This is a genomic window from Chitinophaga tropicalis (assembly GCF_009758205.1).
In the GTDB taxonomy this organism is placed as follows: domain Bacteria; phylum Bacteroidota; class Bacteroidia; order Chitinophagales; family Chitinophagaceae; genus Chitinophaga; species Chitinophaga tropicalis.
In genome coordinates, this window is record NZ_WRXN01000003.1 from 214,240 (window position 1) to 232,767 (window position 18,528).

Consider the following 18,528-nt stretch of genomic DNA (forward strand, 5'->3'; position numbering starts at 1 on the left):
AAACCCGTTTTAACCCATGAGAAAAACCCTCATTTTCTGTGTGCTGTCACTACTGTTTGTTTCACAGATCTATGCCATTACACCTGCACGTACCCTCTTAGTGCAAGACCTTAAGCAAAACGAAATTGCCACTACCTACAATGTACGTATCAGGCTGGTACGCACTGATGGCAGTCCTGTTACGGGAAGCATAGGATTACGCGGATTCTGGGCCCGTAATGAACAGACCGGTGTCTATTATGATCCTACTGACCGGGAAGGATATGAGTTTGAAGGACTGCCTGACGGCACGTATACTTTCGGCGCATATCCGGGTAACTGGGAAGGCGCTGTGTCAAAGACAGTGACCCTGGACCCAGGTCAGGCAGGAGCGGATGGATTTATTGAAGTGACGTTAGTGTACTGGGTTGAGTAGTTAATGATCTTATGATTCTCCGGGGTTAAGAACCCTGGAGGATCAATATTGATATTCTTTGTACCATTGTTTAAACAGCGGCACCAGGTTTAGCAGCATATCCTGTAATTTCTTATATTCAGATAAAGAAAGAATGCTCCGCCTGCAAAACTGGAGTTCATTTTTGTAAATAATAAGCCTATACGAGAAAAGCTATCTTCATTATAACTTTTATTAATCATTCAAACATGACACAAAAGTGTTAGCTTCATCTATAAGATGATTTTTACTTTTGTTCGACAGTTAAATGTGAGAATAACCTTATAGCCTAATCTTTGTGAATGTTCCTATACATACTCTGCCCTGGCTGTATAATTCATATTCAACTGTAATTTAACCGGCATTGTTCTGGTTCGTAATCTATTGGGATGACAAGATGTTTGTTCCCGGAAGGGTATCTGCTGCTAAAAATTACTATGCCCGTATATGTGTGTATGTGACTCCTGCATTAATCTTAAGGGGATAATATTTATCTATAAGAGCAAATTTTCACCGCTTGGGGGCTGTTATGGGGCTATATACGTCCAAAATCATTATCAGAACAGAAAAGAAATAAGTAAAAGTCTTAACAGGCTTCTTCCAGGTAAATATAAATGACAAAAGAGTGGACAAATACAAAGAATTCTTCATGAAGTACCAACTGTCTTTGACTATGATAATGGGGTTCTGCTTTTCATTCTGCAATTATGCAAACGGACAGGCAAATCCCGGGAGTTTAAGTAATGGATTTATTCCGGAAGTGGTGCCGCCTTCTCCTACTGCTGCCTCATTGGGAAAATTCGGGGAATGGCCGGTAAGTTATTATACTGGCGTACCGGATATTTCGATACCTGTATATGAGGTTAAAAGCCGCAAACTGTCTCTTCCTATATCCTTGTCGTATCATGCGTCCGGTGTGAAAATTGAAGAAATCAGCGGATGGACGGGTGTTGGCTGGACATTAAACGCTGGTGGCGTTATAACAAAAACAATTGTAGGGAAGGCTGATAATGAAGTGAATGGCTTTTATACCCGTCTGCGTGAGGGTAAATATTTCAAGTCTTCCTATACTTTTACAGACATAAACGACTTCGTTTTTTTGAGGAAAGTTGCAGAAGGTGATATAGATACAGAGCCGGATGTTTATTTCTTCAATTTCAACGGCAGATCTGGCAAGTTTTTTTTCGATGAGCAAGGTAATTTTCGCTGTATTCCTGCAAATGTACTCAAACTTACCCGGAATCCACTTTCTGATCCTAATGCCCTGAATATCTGGGAAATTGTAGATGAAAATGGCACGACCTATACATTTGGCTCATCAGATGGCGTCTCAGGTGGTATAGAACAATCTGAAGTAATTAATACAGAGTCACCTGCATCTGCAAACTTCGAGGATAATGCATGGTATCTCACACGTATTGTATCAAACGATAAAAGTGATACCATTAAGTTACAATATGCCGACAAATCTGAGGCTTATACAATGAAAAGTACTCAGTCAATAAAGGAATTTCATGTGAAACCAGGAGGATATCCTGCCAATAACCAGACCTGGGAAGAAATTCTTCATTTAAAGAATGTCTGTTACAATGGTACTCCTAACAGTGACCCAATGAATACCCGGCATATTACCCGTGGTAAGGGGCTGCTTTCTTCGATCAGTTGGGCACAAGGGGAAGTGAGATTCTTTGCAGGTACCGCCAGACAGGATCTTTCACAAGGGCTATTACTAGATAGCATCCTTGTTACAGCTTCAGAAACCGGGAAAGCTATAAAGAAAACTGTTTTGCAATATTCTTATAAAGGTGACAGATATTACCTGGATTCCCTGTCAGATTTTAACAGGGAAAGAACAGAAAAGCAATTACATAGTTTCTACTATTATACAGGATTGCCATCCAGGTTCTCTAATTCCCAGGATCATTGGGGCTTTTTTAACGCTTCGGCGAACAATAATTTATTGCCTAATAGTTCTGTGATGCAAACTCCTACATCTGCTAACAGAGAACCGAATGAATCTGCCGCTAAATCCGGAACACTCAGGCGTATTAAATATCCTACTGGTGGTTACACTGATTTTGACTATGAGTTGCACCGTTATCAGGCAGGATCAATTCCCAATGCTCCCACTACGGAAATAGGTACTGGAAGAGCTTATGCTTCTACCTATAATTATAAAGTTCCAATTGCACATGATAGTATTGTAACCTTCGATGTTCCATTTGCGCAAAATGGTTCAAACATTTCTATCCGCTATGCAAATTATAGTCGTCCGAATTCGAAGCTGGAAGGATGGCTTCCTTACATACGGCTTGAGCGCCTGAATGGAGATGGCAATTATGTACTTCAACAGGAATGGAATGCCTATGACCAATTTCCGGGAGGAAACATACCGGCCAATACCGATGGCACTTTTGATTTTTCTATAGCGCCTATTACGGTGCCGCTAACAGCGGGCACGTATCGTTTGACTACCGACAATACCTGTTCAGGATTCAGATGTCCGGATGATAACTCAACGAAAGCCGCGATTTATGCAGACATGTATTTCCAAAGATATGTACAGGTACCAGGCACAACACAGCCGGACCCGGTTGCAGGCGGTTTACGTATCAAGACTATTACGAATTATGACAATCAGAGTCCTCTCCCGGTGACAACACGACTCTTTCAGTATGGAACCGGCAATATCTTAACTTATCCTAAATATCTTCACTATTATGGCCAGGATGTAGCCTCCTATGAAAGCAAAACGGGAATAGGGCCATGCATGACTGATTTCGCAATATATAAAGAGACGACAAGCTCCAGCCAGGCCATTCTGGGAGTTAACCAGGGTTCCAGTGTTGGTTATGGTACCGTACGGGAGTACAGCGTTAACAATGAAGGCATAGATAATGGCTATACCAAATACGAGTTTCTCTTTGCACCCGATTCAACCAATGACTATTACTTTGATCACTCATACTGGAGCAGCGGCGATATTCAGTCTTTAACCACTTCCATACCGGTAAATGATTATAGTTATAAACGGGGATTGCTGTCTCAGAAAACTGTTTATGCAAGAGCTGCAAATGGTTATAAGATCGTTTCCAGCATAAAGGATGAATATGCCTTTAATGATGGCGACACCTCAAGGCTTTACAAGAGGCTGAAAGGGCTTCGTGTAAAGAAACTGAGATCAGTTATTTATCCTTGCTTCACTGAAATAAATGGTGAGCCGATACCGACTACAGAGCACTTCGAATATGATTATGGTTATGGATTTTATAACCTTGTAACTTCATGGGTGCAAAAAGTATCTACAGAAGAAACGACATATGACATGCTGAGTGGAGATAGTCTGACAAACCTGACCAGGTATTACTATGACAATAATAAACATCTTTCCGTTAGCCGGACAGAAACCAGTGATAGTGAGGGAGATGTTCTTACAACTTATTATACTTATCCCCATGAGCTGGTTAACAGTGGAGTAACTGATCCCTACAGTGAAATGGTGGCTCGTAATATGATCAGTTCTGTAGTTGAGGAAAAGGTGGTAAAGAATGATACCAGGGAACTTACCAGGAAGAAAATAAACTATGAATCAGTTTCGTCGTCATTAATTGCTCCACGACGCCTGGAAACAGCTTTAAATGGCAATCCACTTGAGGAACAAGCTGTTATCCAACAATATGATGAAGCCGGTAATATTCTTCAATATAAGGAACGTAGTGGCATAACCGGTTCATTTATCTATGATCATGCTAACAGTCTTCCAATTGCAAAAGTAAGTAATGCAGTTTCTGGTAATATTGCGTATTCAGGGTTTGAATCGACTGGAAATGGCAACTGGCAGCTGGCTGGGTTACGTACAGCCGGAAATGCTTTCACAGGAAATTATTATTATAATTTAAGCAATGGAAATATTACAAAATCTGGTCTTGATCAATCTTTAAGCTACATTATCTCCTATTGGTCAAATGGCGGCTCCGCCATGGCTAACGGAAGTGCCGGCACGGTTGGCCGTACAGCCGGAGGCTGGACATATTATCAGCACTTACTACCATCCGGTAATGCAACAGTTACAATCAGCGGAACTACCGGCATAGACGAGATGAGGCTATATCCTCAGAATTCCAGGATGTCTACCTTTACTTATGACCCGCTGGTTGGAATGATAGCTAAGGGTGGTGAGAATAATGAGATTGCCTTATATGAATATGACGGGTTCAACAGGCTTGTTAACATACGAGATGTTGACAGGAATATTTTAAAGAGAACTGATTATGAATATGTTAATCCTGTTAAAGAAAATAGCATTTCTACTTTCTTTAATGTTGAAAAAAGGCAGGACTTTACAAAGAATAACTGCTCTGCCGGAACGGCTGCAGTCGTTACATATGTAGTTCCAGCTGAAAAATATTTTTCCTATATCAGCCAGGAAGATGCCGATAATAAAGCACAGGCAGATATAACTGCCAATGGGCAGCAATATGCAAATACATATGGCTCCTGTATATTCAGCAATAGTGCGGCTTCCGGCTCTTTTACCAGGAATAACTGTGAATCGGGAGCCGTACCCGCCACTGTGACATACACAGTAGAAGCAGGAAGATACAGATCTGCGGAAAGTCAGGCTATTGCAGATAGCCTGGCGCTTGCGGATGTCAATAATTCCGGGCAGGATTATGCAAACGTCAATGCTACATGTACTTATTCAAATGATGCGATAAATGGCTCTTTTACAACTGTGTGTACTAATGGTGCCCGGGGATCTGTTATGATTTATAACGTCGCAGCAGGTAAATATACCTCTAGCATAAGTAAAGCAGATGCTAATGCCAAGGCACAACAGGATATCAATGATAATGGACAGAACTACGCTAATACAAATGGCACCTGCCTTTTTTACAATGTGGCGATGAATCAGTCTTTTACCAGGAATAACTGTAGCTGGGGCTATACAGGAGCGGCAATTGTTTATTCTGTCCCTGCGGACAGATACTCTTCTGCTACAAGTCAGGCTGCTGCAAATGCTTTAGCGCAGAATGATATCAATGCCAAAGGTCAGAATTATGCAAATACAAACGGTTCCTGTATTGACGATAACAGCGCCAATGTATTTATATCAGAACGTCTTAATGCGGGTGTTAATCCGTTTACGGCAACTATATCGCTTCCTAATGGTACTGTTTTGTTCCAGCAGACATTTAAAGAATTAGGCGCCCCTGCATTGCCATTTAAGGTATCCGTTTCAAATGGCACTTATACTGTAAAACTGGAAGGTATGCAGCAGTTTAAGGCAACTGTAAATGGAACAGAGCAAACTGTAACCGGAAGTAAGACATGGACTGTGTCTTCCCGTGTTATAATTGAAGTTTATAAATAGTCAATCCCATGATGCCCAAAGTAACAAAATCTATCTTTTCTATATTGATTCTCTGTACGTTTGGTAGCAGAGATATTTCTGCGCAGAACGTTCCTGTTACAACTGGAAATACTTCCGCGACAGCAGTAGCTCTTCCTTCTGCTTACACCGGATCTACCCTTAATTATATCCGGACCTGGGAGCCCAGTATGCCCACTTCAGATATTAGTATTGTGGTATCTGACAGCCGTACATTATCTGAAGTAAAACAAGGCACACAGTATTTTGATGGTCTTGGCCGGCCGTTGCAGACAGTGCAGAAGGCTATCAGTCCCGAGGGACGGGATGTTGTGGCACCAGTGATATATGACGCCTATGGGAGGGAAAAATATAAGTATTTGCCTTATGTTCAGCAGGTTGGAAATAATAATGATGGTAAGTTCAAAACTGATCCGTTTGCGGCGCAACAAGCCTTTTACCAGGATAATAATCTCAATCCTGGTGTTGCGGGAGAGAAGATTTATTACAGCCAGGTGGAATATGAACCCTCTCCGCTGAACAGGATATTAAAGACTTACGCTCCGGGAAATAGCTGGGCGTTGGAGGGTGGTAATAAACCAGTTATCAATCAATTCCTTTCCAATACTTCAACAGATTCTGTTCGCGTATGGAAAGTGAATGCCTCTGTTCCAACAAGCACCGGTACATATGCTGGAAATCAACTATACAAAAACGTTACAATTGATGAAGCTGGGAATCAGGTAATTGAATATAAAAACAAAGAGGGGAAAGTGGTCCTTAAGAAATCTCAGGTGGCTGATTCTCCCGGCGCTGCACATGTAGGATGGTTATGTACATATTATGTGTATGATGACCTGGGAAATCTTGTATTTGTGATCCCTCCCAAAGCGGTACAATTGATTGCGGGTAACTGGACAATAGGCAATGATGTTGCAACGGAACTTTGTTTCAGCTATCAATATGACAATCGTAACAGGATGATAGTAAAGCAGGTGCCCGGTGCCGGGCCTGTTCATATGGTATATGATGTACGGGACAGGTTAGTATTTACGCAGGATGCTGTACAGCGTTCCAAGTCCACACCTGAATGGCTGGTTACGTTTTATGATGAGCTGAACCGTCCTGTTATGACGGCCATATACAAATCATCCAGCACCAGGGAAACGCTGCAACAGAGTATGAATACTGCTACTTCCACCAGCGAGACCATCACTTATGCTTTTCCTGTTCAACCGGACCTGTATGTTAGTCAATATGCAGGAGAAAGTCAGTTTATCGCTACAAACAGTGTAAATTTTTCAGGGAGATTCGATTCAGGAGAAGGAGCAACTTTTGATGCAAATATTCAACCGGGTGGTACATCGGGATCAACAACAATAATGGCAACCAATCCCCTGCCGGGTATATCTTCAGCAGATATGACACCACTGACATATACCTATTACGATAATTACAATTATACAGGCAAACTTCCTTTTGAAAGCGGTGATATCAGTAAGCCGCAGGCTGGCGGTAACCCTTATGCAGAAGTATTACCGGGCACGCCCAGTAGTATGACCAGCGGGCTGGTGACCGGTTCAAAAGTGCGTGTTCTGGGAACAGATCAATGGTTAACTACCAGTTCATATTACAATGATAAAGGACGTACTATCCAGGTAGTGAGTGAAAATAGTGTTGGTGGTCGTGATGTGGCTACCAGTCTTTATGATTTTAGCGGGAAAGTGCTGAGCACTTATATAAGTCATAAGAATCCCCGAAGTATGCTGACACCAGAGATCAAGGTGCTGACAACTAATTTATATGATGCCGGCGGCAGGCTGGTTCAGGTAAAGAAGAAAATTAATGAGGAAGCAGAACAGATCGTAGCTGTTAATAGCTATGATGAACTGGGGCAATTAAAGCAGAAGCGCCTGGGAGTAACGGGAGCCAGCACTCAGCTGGATACTGTAACATATAGTTATAATATCCGTGGTTGGGTATCTGGTATCAATAAGGCCTTTGTGAACACTCCTAACAGTACTTTTAACTGGTTTGGGCAGGAGTTGAACTATGACCAAGGATTTATTGCCAAACAGTTTAACGGGAATATATCCGGTATTAAATGGAAAAGTGGAAGTGATGGTATCAGCCGGGCTTATGGCTACAACTATGATAAGGTAAACCGTCTTACAGTGGCTGATTTCACTCAACAGAATAGTGGAAGTACTGCCTGGACGAAGGATAAAGTAGATTTTTCAGTGAGTAACCTACTGTATGATGCCAATGGCAATATTAATTCCATGACGCAGAAAGGTATGGTTGGCACCAGTATCGCTACTGTTGATCAGCTTAACTATTCTTACCAGGCCAGTAGTAACAAGTTGCTGGCAGTAGCCGATCCCAGCAATACAGCTACGGCCAAGCTGGGTGATTTTAATAATGGTACTAATACAGGGGATGATTATAACTATGATGTAAATGGTAACCTGGTAAGTGATCAGAATAAGGGGATCAGCGCTATTATTTACAATCACTTAAACCTGCCTGTGCAGATTACTATCACCGGTAAAGGCATCATTAGCTATCAATATGACGCGGCAGGTAATAAGCTGAAGAAAACGGTAATTGATAATACTGTAACTCCTTCTAAAACAACTGTTACTGATTACGTGGCAGGTTTTGTATACCGGCAGGATACGCTTGAATTTACTGGTCATGAAGAAGGCCGTATTCGGCCAGTGTATAAATCCGGTCAGCCGGTACATTATGCCTATGACTATTTTGAGAAGGACCACCTCGGCAATATCAGGGTTGTCTTAGGCACTCAGACAGATACCAGTGTTTACGCAGCTACTATGGAAACGGCTGCTACAGATAAGGAAAATGCCTTGTTCAGTAATATAGATGCCACCCGTTCTGCTCTGCCGTCAGGCTATCCAGCCGATGCGACTACTAATCCTAATGCGTATGTATCCCGTCTGAATGCTGTGAATGGGGCTAAAATAGGGTCGTCTCTTGTGCTGAGGGTAATGGCAGGAGATACTATCCAGCTAGGGGTAAAAGCGTTTTATAAGAGCACAGGAACCAGTACATCCAATACCACTCCGGATAATATGCTGGCAGCGATTGTTTCGGCTTTTAGTGGTGGTGATGTAAGTGATGGTGCCCATGCTGCCACCGGAAGCAACTCTCCTATTGCCAACAACTTTACAAGTAGTGATTACACGGCGTTAAAAGCGGCTGATCCTTCCCAGAATCTGAGTAATAAGCCGAAAGCATATCTCAATTTTGCGCTGTTTGATGATCAGTTCCAGATGGTTAGTGAGAATAGCGGGGTTAGACAGGTACAGGGAAGCCCGGATGAGCTGCAGACATTGTCTGCTGATAAAGCTGTGATCAAAAAAAGCGGATTTTTATATATTTACACCAGTAATGAGAGTGGGGAGGATGTGTTTTTTGATAATCTGGTTGTTGTGCATAATAGTGGGCCGTTGTTGGAAGAGACGCATTATTATCCGTTTGGGTTGACGATGGCGGGGATAAGTGCGAATGCGTTGAAGGGGGAAGACTATTTTGAAAATCGGTTAAAATTCAATGGTATTGAACATACAACCGAACTTGATATGAATCAATATGATGCTTTTTATCGAACACTAGGACCTCAAATTGGAAGATGGTGGCAAATTGATCCTAAACCCAATGTTGAAATGTCTCCTTATGCTATGATGGAAAATAATCCAATAAGCAATTTCGATCCGTTAGGTGACACAATAATCTTCGATAAATCGACATCAAAGCAGTTCCAGCAAGCATTCGCGCTTGCAGCTATTCATTTAATTGTTAATGGCCAAGGAAAGGAACTCGCACAATTGTTCTTTTCGAAGCAAGAATACGTAGTTAAAGAATTCGATGGGACAAATTCTGCTTTCCAAAGCAATTTTGTCCGCGATGAAAAAGGAAATATTGTTGGAGGAAATGGAGGAACTATATATTGGAATCCTTCAAACGGCAAAATAAGCGAAATAGGGGCTGAGTTGTCTCCTACAACGGTATTGAACCATGAATTGGGTCATGCGGCATCATATGATGCAGATCCGGTAGCATTTGCAAGACGGCAAGTCACACCAGATGAACAATATGAAAATAAAGAGGAGAAACGTGTTATCGAAGGCACTGAACAACGGACCGCTAGAGGCCTGCATGAAATAAGAAGCGATCAAACAACCAGAAGGACTCATACGTTTCAACAGCAAACTATTGTCAATGATCCAAGATTAAATAGAGGCGCTATCATTAATCCTTACTATAACCTTGGCGGTGTTAATATAACGGCACCTAAGAAGAAAAAAAAATAAATGTATCTTACAAAATAAAGAAATGAAAGTTTTAATATGCATGCTATTAGGTATTTTTTTGATTCCACCAGTAGTTGGATACAGTCAAACTCAAAAAAATAGACTTAAAAGGGTTATAATAGAGTTTGAAGATTTCATGACTACAACTTCAGAAGGGGTCAATTGCGAATATTTCCGAGCAACGTTCAAGAATACCCTTGATACGATTGAGATTCTTAATAGTAAAGAATTAAATACTTTGTTTATTTCCAGCCGTAGATTTATCAGATCTAATGAAAAGCCGATTGATGTAAGAGCAATAGTTAGATTTGAATTCGAGCATTGGCAATATGAATATTGTATGAATAGATTTGGGATTTTTGTTGATAAAAAAACAAACGCATTTTATGTAAATAGGCTTCTCTCAGACTTCATAAGAAGAAAATGTTTGCCACCTAATATGCTTTAATTAAGAATTCATTGTGGAGTATACACTACCCAATTTAAATTGCTTTTGAGAGTCTGCTTTGATGGCTAAGCGGACAGATAGTATTTGCGTCATTATTACAGATGATAGTATACCAGAGGAAAAAACGCACTTTTTTTATCTATTGGGCTTTATTTAATGTCCTTCTTATTTTCATTATTGGTTTATCAGTTTCGCTGGGCCATCGCTTGCCAACAGCTTCATACCTATTAGGGATCAACTTAGTCCTAATAGTACTACAAGCATCTCGTAACAGTTTAAAAAGTATTTCAATAATACCTGAGCAATCAGCCGTAACTATTGAAACCAATCGATGGTTCTTCATAATTGATACTTATAAATGTGAATTATCCGAATTAGAGGTTCTAATTGAAAAAGAATCTGCAGGTAGGTTCGGGAAAAGAGATGTTTTTAAACTTTTTATTGATAATGAACTTCTTGTTTCTATTTCCTCTGTTTTTAGCGGTTGGGATTGGCAGACGCTGACAAAAATCGTGGAAGATGTAAATGAGAAAAAAAAAGAGGTGTCTAATTGAAGACATCCTCTATTGATTACAGATAGTCATTATTTGTAACTATCCCATTTGTTTCAACAGTTAGGTCAAATCGAGAAGACAGCAGGGGATTATTTCCTTCTCTGTCTTCTCTAGCTAGAGTATATAAGGGCTGAATATTTCAAAAAGGCCATTATCTTAAAAACTGTTTAAATATTAAATCGGTATAAGAGCATGTTTAAAATTCCGAAGTGCTCATTTTAGAAGAATGCTAATATAGAAAGCAGGCTAGATGAATCGTCCTGCTTAAAGACATTAAGAATAGTATTCGGCATACTTTCTCTAATGCTTTTTTGCTTTTGGCTCAAGAATGGAGAATTGAATAGTTTGTTAAAACATCGATGCATAGGCGTAATGAAGTTGTTCGTGTTAAAAATGCTGATTATTGGCACGATGCTTATTGTTGTGCTGAGGAAAATGTTACCGGACTATTGATTTTACATATTATTGGTTTATCTCTCGGAATCCTTAATCATTAAAATATTATTTTATTTTTTCTGCTTCCGGATACAGATCATCGGCTATCTCCCTGATTAATACAGTCCAACCCTGCCTGGGGGAGCAATATTTGTACTCTTTTCTCATTCTGCACGGTATTTCTTATATTCAGATAAAAAAATGATGCTCCGCCGTCTTTTATTTCTCTTTATCATCCTGTTGTCTGCAACATATGTTTCTGCGCAATCTGCACCTGTGGTGGATGTTTCTGCGAATTTGCTGAACTGGATCAAGCACCTGGATGCGAATGTAGATAAATACTTTACCCGTGATAAAGGGAAGGAGCTTAGCCGTAATATAGAAGCGCTTAAACGGGATATCACCATTTACTTTAAGATCAGGAAGAACCTTTCTGACAGCATTTACCGGAAGAATGTTGCCCCGGGTAAAAAAGACGAGAAAAACCTGGAATTACTGAAGACACAGATGGGGGAGATCATTGGGCAGATGCGGGGTGTTACTGATCTTACCAATAACGAATTAAGGGCGGAAGGAGACCGTCTGAACGACCAGATCTATAATGTATTGAATAGCGATGGCGCCCGGTTCCTGTCATACCTGGAGGCTTTTCTGTCAGGCCTTGAGGTAAGTAAGAAGGATATGGCGCTGGATGCCAGCCTGGCGTATGACCGTTTGCAGCAGGCTATCAGCCTCCTTGCTTCCACGAAGGACAAGATTGACCGGAAAATGAAGTGAGCTTATTCCCCTGAACTAAAAATTTTTTTACGTGTAATACATATGTATGTAGGACCAGGCCCTGCACAAAAGAAAAATTTGTGTAGTTAAATGACTACACATATATTTGTAGTCAAATAGCTACATAATGAATTTAAGGAGAGATGTATTTCAAGCTATAGCAGACCCGACAAGAAGGGCCATACTTCTGTTGGTGGCCTCACATTCCATGACGGCCGGCGCCATTGCCGCGAACTTTGATACGGCAAGGCCAACAGTATCTAAACATCTGCAGATACTTATTGAGTGTGAATTACTTGCGCAGGAGCAAAACGGAAGGGAAATCTACTATCACATAAATGCAAAAAAAATGAAAGAAGTAGCCGATTTTATTGAGCCGTTCCGCAAAATGTGGGATGACAGGTTTAACAAGCTGGAAGCTATTATGAAGAACTACAAACCTAGAAAATAGTATGGAACTGAAAACCAAAATTAATGCTGAGGAGGGTAAACATGACCTGGTGATAACGAGGGAATTTGATCTGCCATTGGAGTTACTTTTTAAAGCATATGAAGAGCCGGAGATCGTAGAGCAATGGATGGGAACGAAAGTGGTGAAGCTGGAGAATAAAAAGCATGGCGGCTGGCAGTTTGAAACGAGCGATCCTAACGGGAATGTGGTATTCCAGGCAAATGGGGTATATCATGAATTTGTGCCGAACAGGAAGATAACCCGGACATTTGAAATGGGAAATGCTCCTTTCGATGTGCAGCTTGAGTTCCTGGAATTTGAACCACTTACTGAGGATACCAGCAAGCTCACTATGCATATAGTGTACAGGTCTGTTGCTCTCAGGGACCAGATGCTGAAGTTACCTTTCAAACAGGGCATCAATATGGCACATAACCGTTTGCAGGAAGTAGTAAGCAAACTAAAATAATGTACTATGGCAAAGAATGTTTTCATGAATCCTAAGGTTGATGCGTTTTTGGACAGATCGGAAAAGTGGCAGGAAGAATTTGAGAAACTGAGGATGATAGTTCTTGACTGTGGACTGACCGAAGAATTGAAGTGGGGTGTTCCCTGTTATGCGTACCAGGGAGGAAATATTGTTTTAATACATGGTTTTAAGGAATACTGTGCATTGCTGTTTTTCAAAGGCGCTTTATTACCTGATCCTAACAGTATCCTGGTACAACAGACGGAGAATGTGCAGGCAGCAAGGCAGATACGGTTTACCAGTCTACGGGAAATAACGAAGATGGAATCTATCCTGAAAGCCTATGTTTTCGAAGCTATTGAAATAGAGAAATCCGGCCTGGAAGTGGTATTTAAAAAGACGAAAGAGTTTGATATGCCTGAAGAGTTCCGGGAAAAATTAGATAAGGACCCTGCCTTGAAAACCGCTTTTGAAGGATTAACGCCAGGACGTCAGAGAGGATATCTCCTTTATTTTTCATCAGCCAAACAAGCGAAAACCCGTATATCAAGGATTGAGAAATATGTGCCGCAGATCCTTGATGGAAAAGGATTAGAAGACTAGTATTCATTAAATAACCTATAAAACCAAGAACATGTCAGGAAAAAGAAATAAAATTATTTATTGGATTGCCACTCTCTGGCTTGCACTGGGAATGGTATCTACCGGGATAGTGCAGTTCCTCAAAATGAAAGATGAAGTGGATGTTATTACACGTTTGGGCTATCCTCTTTATTTTCTGACAATACTGAGCATCTGGAAATTTTTAGGAGTTGTGGCAGTGCTTATCCCTAAGTTCCCCTTAGTGAAGGAATGGGCCTATGCGGGCTTTTTCTTTGCCATGTCAGGCGCCATGTTCTCGCATATAGCATCGGGCGGCCCGGTGAAAGATATATTCCCTTCATTGTTATTAATAGCGCTGACTGTAGTATCCTGGTATTTCAGGCCTGCGGACAGAAGACTTGTTCCTGTTAATCAATAAGCATATGAGCAGTAATAAAAGAAAGTTACCGGCTTCACAAGCTGAAGAGTTACTTGGTATATTAAAGACCCGTTTTGAGAAGAACATGAAACGTCATAAAGGTGTTGAGTGGGCGCAAGTTCAGGCAAGGCTGGAAGGTAGTGCTGAGAAAATGTGGTCTCTCAACGAAATGGAAATGACTGGTGGAGAGCCGGATGTTATTGGCTATGATAAAAAGACGGGCGAATACATTTTTTGTGATTGTGCAGCGGAGAGCCCTAAGGGACGCAGAAGTGTTTGTTATGATGAGGACGCGCTGGAGTCGAGGAAGGAACATAAGCCTCAGAATAGCGCTATTGAAATGGCCAGGGGAATGGGGATTGAGCTTTTAACGGAAGAGCAGTACAGGGAGTTGCAGGAGCTTGGGAATTTCGATATGAAAACGTCGAGCTGGGTGAGAACTCCTGCCGCCATCAGGGAACTTGGAGGCGCTCTCTTTTGTGACCGGCGTTACGACCATGTTTTCCTATATCATAATGGCGCAGAGTCTTATTATGCTGCAAGGGGATTCAGGGGATTGTTAAGCGTATAAAAAAAGCCTCCGTTTTTAGAGGGCACTGAAAAAGTTCCCTTTAGAAAAAGCAGGAAGAAAAACACGAGCTAAAGGCTCTGAGAATCGCTTATTTCTTAGAAAAAGTATAATATTTCTCAAATATTGAAAGGAAAAGGGCTTGTACAAATAAAAATGTACAAGCCCTGATTTTATTGGCACTTTTTCAGTGCCCTCCGTTTTTAGGAGGCTTTTTTATTATTTATTTAACCAGGTCAAACCTGTCCAGGTTCATCACTTTATTCCAGGCTGCGACGAAGTCTTTCACAAATGCGCCCTGAGCGTCGGCACTTCCGTATACTTCTGCAATGGCTCTCAGTTCTGAGTTAGAGCCAAATACGAGATCTGCGCGGGTGGCTGTCCATTTTACTTTACCGGTGGAGCGCTCGATACCTTCGTAGAGTTCTTTGTCTGCAGATATGGCTTTCCATGAGGTGCTCATATCCAGCAGGTTTACAAAGAAGTCGTTGGTGAGCTGGCCGGGGCGGGATGTGAAAACGCCGTCCTGGGAACCGTTGAAGTTAGTGTTCAGTACGCGCATGCCGCCTACCAGCACAGTTAATTCAGGCGCTGTCAGTGTGAGCAGTTGCGCTTTATCTATCAGCAGGGCCTCTGTGGCGACTGAAGACTGTGATCTGCGATAGTTACGGAAGCCATCGGCAACAGGTTCCAGGTAGCCTACTGATTCAACATCGGTCTGGTCCTGTGAAGCGTCTGTACGGCCGGGTTCGAAAGGAACTGTGATGGTTTGTCCTGCGTCTTTTGCTGCTTTTTCAACGCCTGCGGCGCCAGCCAGTACGATGAGGTCTGCCAGGGAGACTTTTTTACCGCCAGACTGTGCAGCATTGAATTCTTTCTGAATATTTTCCAGTGCATCCAATACTTTCTGCAGCTGTGCGGGGTTGTTCACCTTCCAGTATTTCTGGGGAGCCAGGCGGATGCGTGCGCCATTAGCGCCACCGCGTTTATCGGAACCACGGAAGGTAGAAGCAGAAGCCCATGCGGTGGATACCAGTTCAGATACGCTTAGACCGGATGCCAGTACTTTTGCCTTTAATGCTGAAATGTCATTTGCATCTATTAATGCATGGTCAACTACGGGAACAGGATCCTGCCAGATCAGTACTTCTTCCGGTACATCGGGGCCGAGGTAACGGGAGCGGGGGCCCATATCACGATGTGTTAATTTAAACCAGGCCCGGGCAAATGCGTCTGCAAACTGATCGGGATTTTCCAGGAAGCGCCTGGATATTTTTTCATATGCCGGATCGAACCTTAAGGAAAGGTCGGTCGTAAGCATGGTGGGCAGATGTTTCTTTGAACCGTCATGCGCATCGGGAATAATGCTTTCTGCATTTTTAGCTACCCACTGGTGTGCGCCTGCTGGGCTTTTGGTCAATTCCCATTCAAAAGCGAACAGGTTTTCGAAGAAGTTATTGCTCCATTGAGTAGGTGTTTTTGTCCAGGTAACTTCGAGTCCGCTGGTAATGGTATCTGCACCTTTACCGGAGCCATAGCTGTTGCTCCAGCCAAGTCCCTGCAGCTCAAGGTCTGAGGCTTCCGGTTCTTTGCCTACGTGTGTGGCAGGAGCGGCGCCGTGGGTCTTGCCAAAGCTGTGTCCGCCTGCTATCAGCGCCACTGTTTCTTCGTCATTCATTGCCATGCGGCCGAAAGTATCGCGAATGTCTTTAGCTGCAGCTATGGGGTCAGGATTGCCATCCGGGCCTTCGGGATTCACGTAGATCAGTCCCATTTGTACGGCTGCGAGTGGTTTTTCCAGGTTGCGGGAGTGTATATTACCATCGGGATTATCGTCAGACACCAGTACGCCATGATTTTCTACTACGCCTTCTGATCCGTTTGCATAACGGATGTCGCCCCCCAGCCAGGTGTTTTCAGAGCCCCAGTATACGTCTTCATCTGCTTCCCACACGTCTGCACGTCCGCCGGCGAAGCCAAATGTTTTAAAGCCCATTGATTCCAATGCTACGTTTCCGGTGAGGATCAGGAGATCTGCCCAGGAGATCTTGTTGCCATATTTTTGTTTGATGGGCCACAGCAGTCTGCGGGCTTTATCAAGGCTTACGTTATCGGGCCAGCTGTTGAGGGGAGCGAAGCGTTGCTGGCCTGAGCCACCGCCGCCACGTCCATCCCATACGCGGTAGGTACCTGCGCTGTGCCAGGCCATGCGGATGAAGAGGGGGCCGTAATGGCCGAAGTCGGCCGGCCACCAGTCCTGTGAGTCGGTCATGAGGGCGTGAAGATCTTTTTTCACTGCTTCCAGGTCAAGGCTTTTAAAAGCTTCTGCATAGTTAAAGTCTTCACCCATGGGGTTTGATAAGGACGAGTGCTGGCGGAGGATGCTGAGCTTTAGCTGGTTAGGCCACCAGTCGCGGTTCCTGGTGCCGCCACCGGCAACATTGTTTTTCATACTGCCATTATGAAACGGGCATTTACTGATGTCGTTTGATTCTTTTCCCATTTTTAGAAATTTATGGTAATTGAATAGATACAAGTCTGCAACTGATGTTGTTGTTCAGGGGCTAAAATTATGATATTACTAATATAGGTAAAATCAATTAATTCTATAATTTAATAGTTTAAATCTATTCAGGGTATGGGAAGCCAATAAGTAAAAGAGCTTAATAATATATGCTGTGATCAGAATTTTATCTCTAGTTTCTGAGAAACGAGTTTACCGTCTTTGTAGTATTCCAGAAGCCATTCACTGTCTTTTTTGAAGACAATACCGTTTGTTGTTCCATCTTCAGCTATGAAATAGTCCTGTGCGGATGTTTTAAACAGTGTTAATACTTTTTTGGGAGTGGTATCAATCAGCTGATACCCGGTGGGAGTGGTTTGTGCATATAAGGTCCCTGTGGGGATTGTAACTGAGGCTGGCGGAGCTGCAGGGACCTGAGCAGGTGCCGGAGCTGATACCGGTGCAGGTGCCGGGGTAGTTGCCTGTGCTTGTGTGGCTATGGCGCCGTCATATTTATATGGTACATCGTTCAGTGAAGAGAAAGCATCTCTGAGAGCGAGGTTGTATGCAATGGGAAATTCCTTTTCCCTGCTTTTTCCTTCTTTGCTTTTAAAGATGATATTGTCCTGGCAGTCTTTCAGGACCAGGGTAAGGTTGGTGCTGAACAGTCCTTTTTTCTGTGTTACTTCAGCTTTAAGCGCATTGCATTTATTGGTAGCTACCTCCGGTGGTAATCCGCTGTTACCGACAAATGCGGTGAATCCTTTCTCTTCCAGCAGCAGCTTTGCTACGGTATTCAGGCCATACTGGTCGTCTTCTTTAGAAAATTCGAATCTTTCAGGAACAAGTACATATTTGTAATTGTTGATGGTGGTTTGTGAATAGCCTGTTAAGGTAAATAGTGTGAAAATGATTAATGCGTATGCCTTCATAAGAAATTCCTGGTTCGTTTATGACGAATATAAGGCAAAAACCCGCAAGTTGTTATGTTGCGAGTGAGGGGCTTATTCATGATTTAGTAATTGCCCGTTTTTGTGGATACTACCCAAAAATAGCTATTTTAAATTCCCCGCCTTTATCCTAATTTGGCCGGCGAATGGCCAACTATATTGTTACTGTGCTGATTATACGTAGCCTCAATAACAAATATTAGCATGGAAA

At 42.4% G+C, this 18,528-nt stretch carries 13 protein-coding genes; 11 read left to right on the plus strand and 2 right to left on the minus strand.

Translation table 11 applies throughout. The annotated features are described in order from the left end of the window. The first annotated feature begins 16 nt into the window (after positions 1 to 16). The 11 genes from GO493_RS09015 (at position 17) to GO493_RS09065 (ending at position 14,867) form a co-directional block, all read left to right on the plus strand. Positions 17 to 415, plus strand: coding sequence for a hypothetical protein (locus GO493_RS09015; RefSeq protein ID WP_157305818.1), 399 nt, complete (start codon positions 17 to 19; stop codon positions 413 to 415). 667 nt (positions 416 to 1,082) lie between these two features. Further along, the gene (locus GO493_RS09020; protein WP_157305819.1) at positions 1,083 to 5,807 is read left to right on the plus strand and encodes a DUF5977 domain-containing protein; all 4,725 of its coding nucleotides are present in this window, start codon (positions 1,083 to 1,085) and stop codon (positions 5,805 to 5,807) included. A gap of 8 nt (positions 5,808 to 5,815) precedes the next feature. Continuing rightward, positions 5,816 to 10,141 carry a DUF6443 domain-containing protein gene (locus GO493_RS09025; protein WP_157305820.1) on the plus strand — a complete coding sequence of 1,442 codons (4,326 nt, stop codon included), beginning with the start codon at positions 5,816 to 5,818 and terminating at the stop codon, positions 10,139 to 10,141. A 22-nt stretch (positions 10,142 to 10,163) separates the two neighbouring features. Then, complete coding sequence (locus GO493_RS09030; RefSeq protein ID WP_157305821.1) at positions 10,164 to 10,589, plus strand: hypothetical protein; 426 nt, start codon at positions 10,164 to 10,166, stop codon at positions 10,587 to 10,589. A gap of 101 nt (positions 10,590 to 10,690) precedes the next feature. Then, positions 10,691 to 11,143 carry a hypothetical protein gene (locus GO493_RS09035; protein ID WP_157305822.1) on the plus strand — a complete coding sequence of 151 codons (453 nt, stop codon included), beginning with the start codon at positions 10,691 to 10,693 and terminating at the stop codon, positions 11,141 to 11,143. Between the two features lie 636 nt (positions 11,144 to 11,779). After that, on the plus strand, positions 11,780 to 12,355 hold the full coding sequence (locus GO493_RS09040; RefSeq protein WP_157305823.1) for a hypothetical protein: 576 nt from the start codon (positions 11,780 to 11,782) through the stop codon (positions 12,353 to 12,355). Between the two features lie 127 nt (positions 12,356 to 12,482). Next, complete coding sequence (locus GO493_RS09045) at positions 12,483 to 12,806, plus strand: ArsR/SmtB family transcription factor (protein ID WP_157305824.1); 324 nt, start codon at positions 12,483 to 12,485, stop codon at positions 12,804 to 12,806. 1 nt (position 12,807) lies between these two features. Further along, on the plus strand, positions 12,808 to 13,275 hold the full coding sequence (locus GO493_RS09050; RefSeq protein WP_157305825.1) for an SRPBCC family protein: 468 nt from the start codon (positions 12,808 to 12,810) through the stop codon (positions 13,273 to 13,275). Between the two features lie 6 nt (positions 13,276 to 13,281). Then, a complete protein-coding gene (locus GO493_RS09055) occupies positions 13,282 to 13,878 on the plus strand; it encodes a YdeI/OmpD-associated family protein (protein WP_198315652.1) in 597 nt (198 codons plus the stop codon). A 31-nt stretch (positions 13,879 to 13,909) separates the two neighbouring features. Then, positions 13,910 to 14,296 carry a DoxX family protein gene (locus tag GO493_RS09060; protein WP_157305826.1) on the plus strand — a complete coding sequence of 129 codons (387 nt, stop codon included), beginning with the start codon at positions 13,910 to 13,912 and terminating at the stop codon, positions 14,294 to 14,296. A gap of 4 nt (positions 14,297 to 14,300) precedes the next feature. Next, positions 14,301 to 14,867 carry a DUF4256 domain-containing protein gene (locus GO493_RS09065; RefSeq protein ID WP_157305827.1) on the plus strand — a complete coding sequence of 189 codons (567 nt, stop codon included), beginning with the start codon at positions 14,301 to 14,303 and terminating at the stop codon, positions 14,865 to 14,867. A 220-nt stretch (positions 14,868 to 15,087) separates the two neighbouring features. Here GO493_RS09065 and katG read toward each other — a convergent pair whose 3' ends face one another. Both katG and GO493_RS09075 read right to left on the minus strand, forming a co-directional pair. After that, on the minus strand, positions 15,088 to 17,367 hold the full coding sequence (gene katG, locus GO493_RS09070) for a catalase/peroxidase HPI (RefSeq protein WP_157305828.1): 2,280 nt from the start codon (positions 17,365 to 17,367) through the stop codon (positions 15,088 to 15,090). A 179-nt stretch (positions 17,368 to 17,546) separates the two neighbouring features. Further along, positions 17,547 to 18,299: a hypothetical protein gene (locus GO493_RS09075; protein ID WP_157305829.1), complete on the minus strand. Its 753-nt coding sequence runs from the start codon at positions 18,297 to 18,299 to the stop codon at positions 17,547 to 17,549. Positions 18,300 to 18,528: the final 229 nt, after the last annotated feature.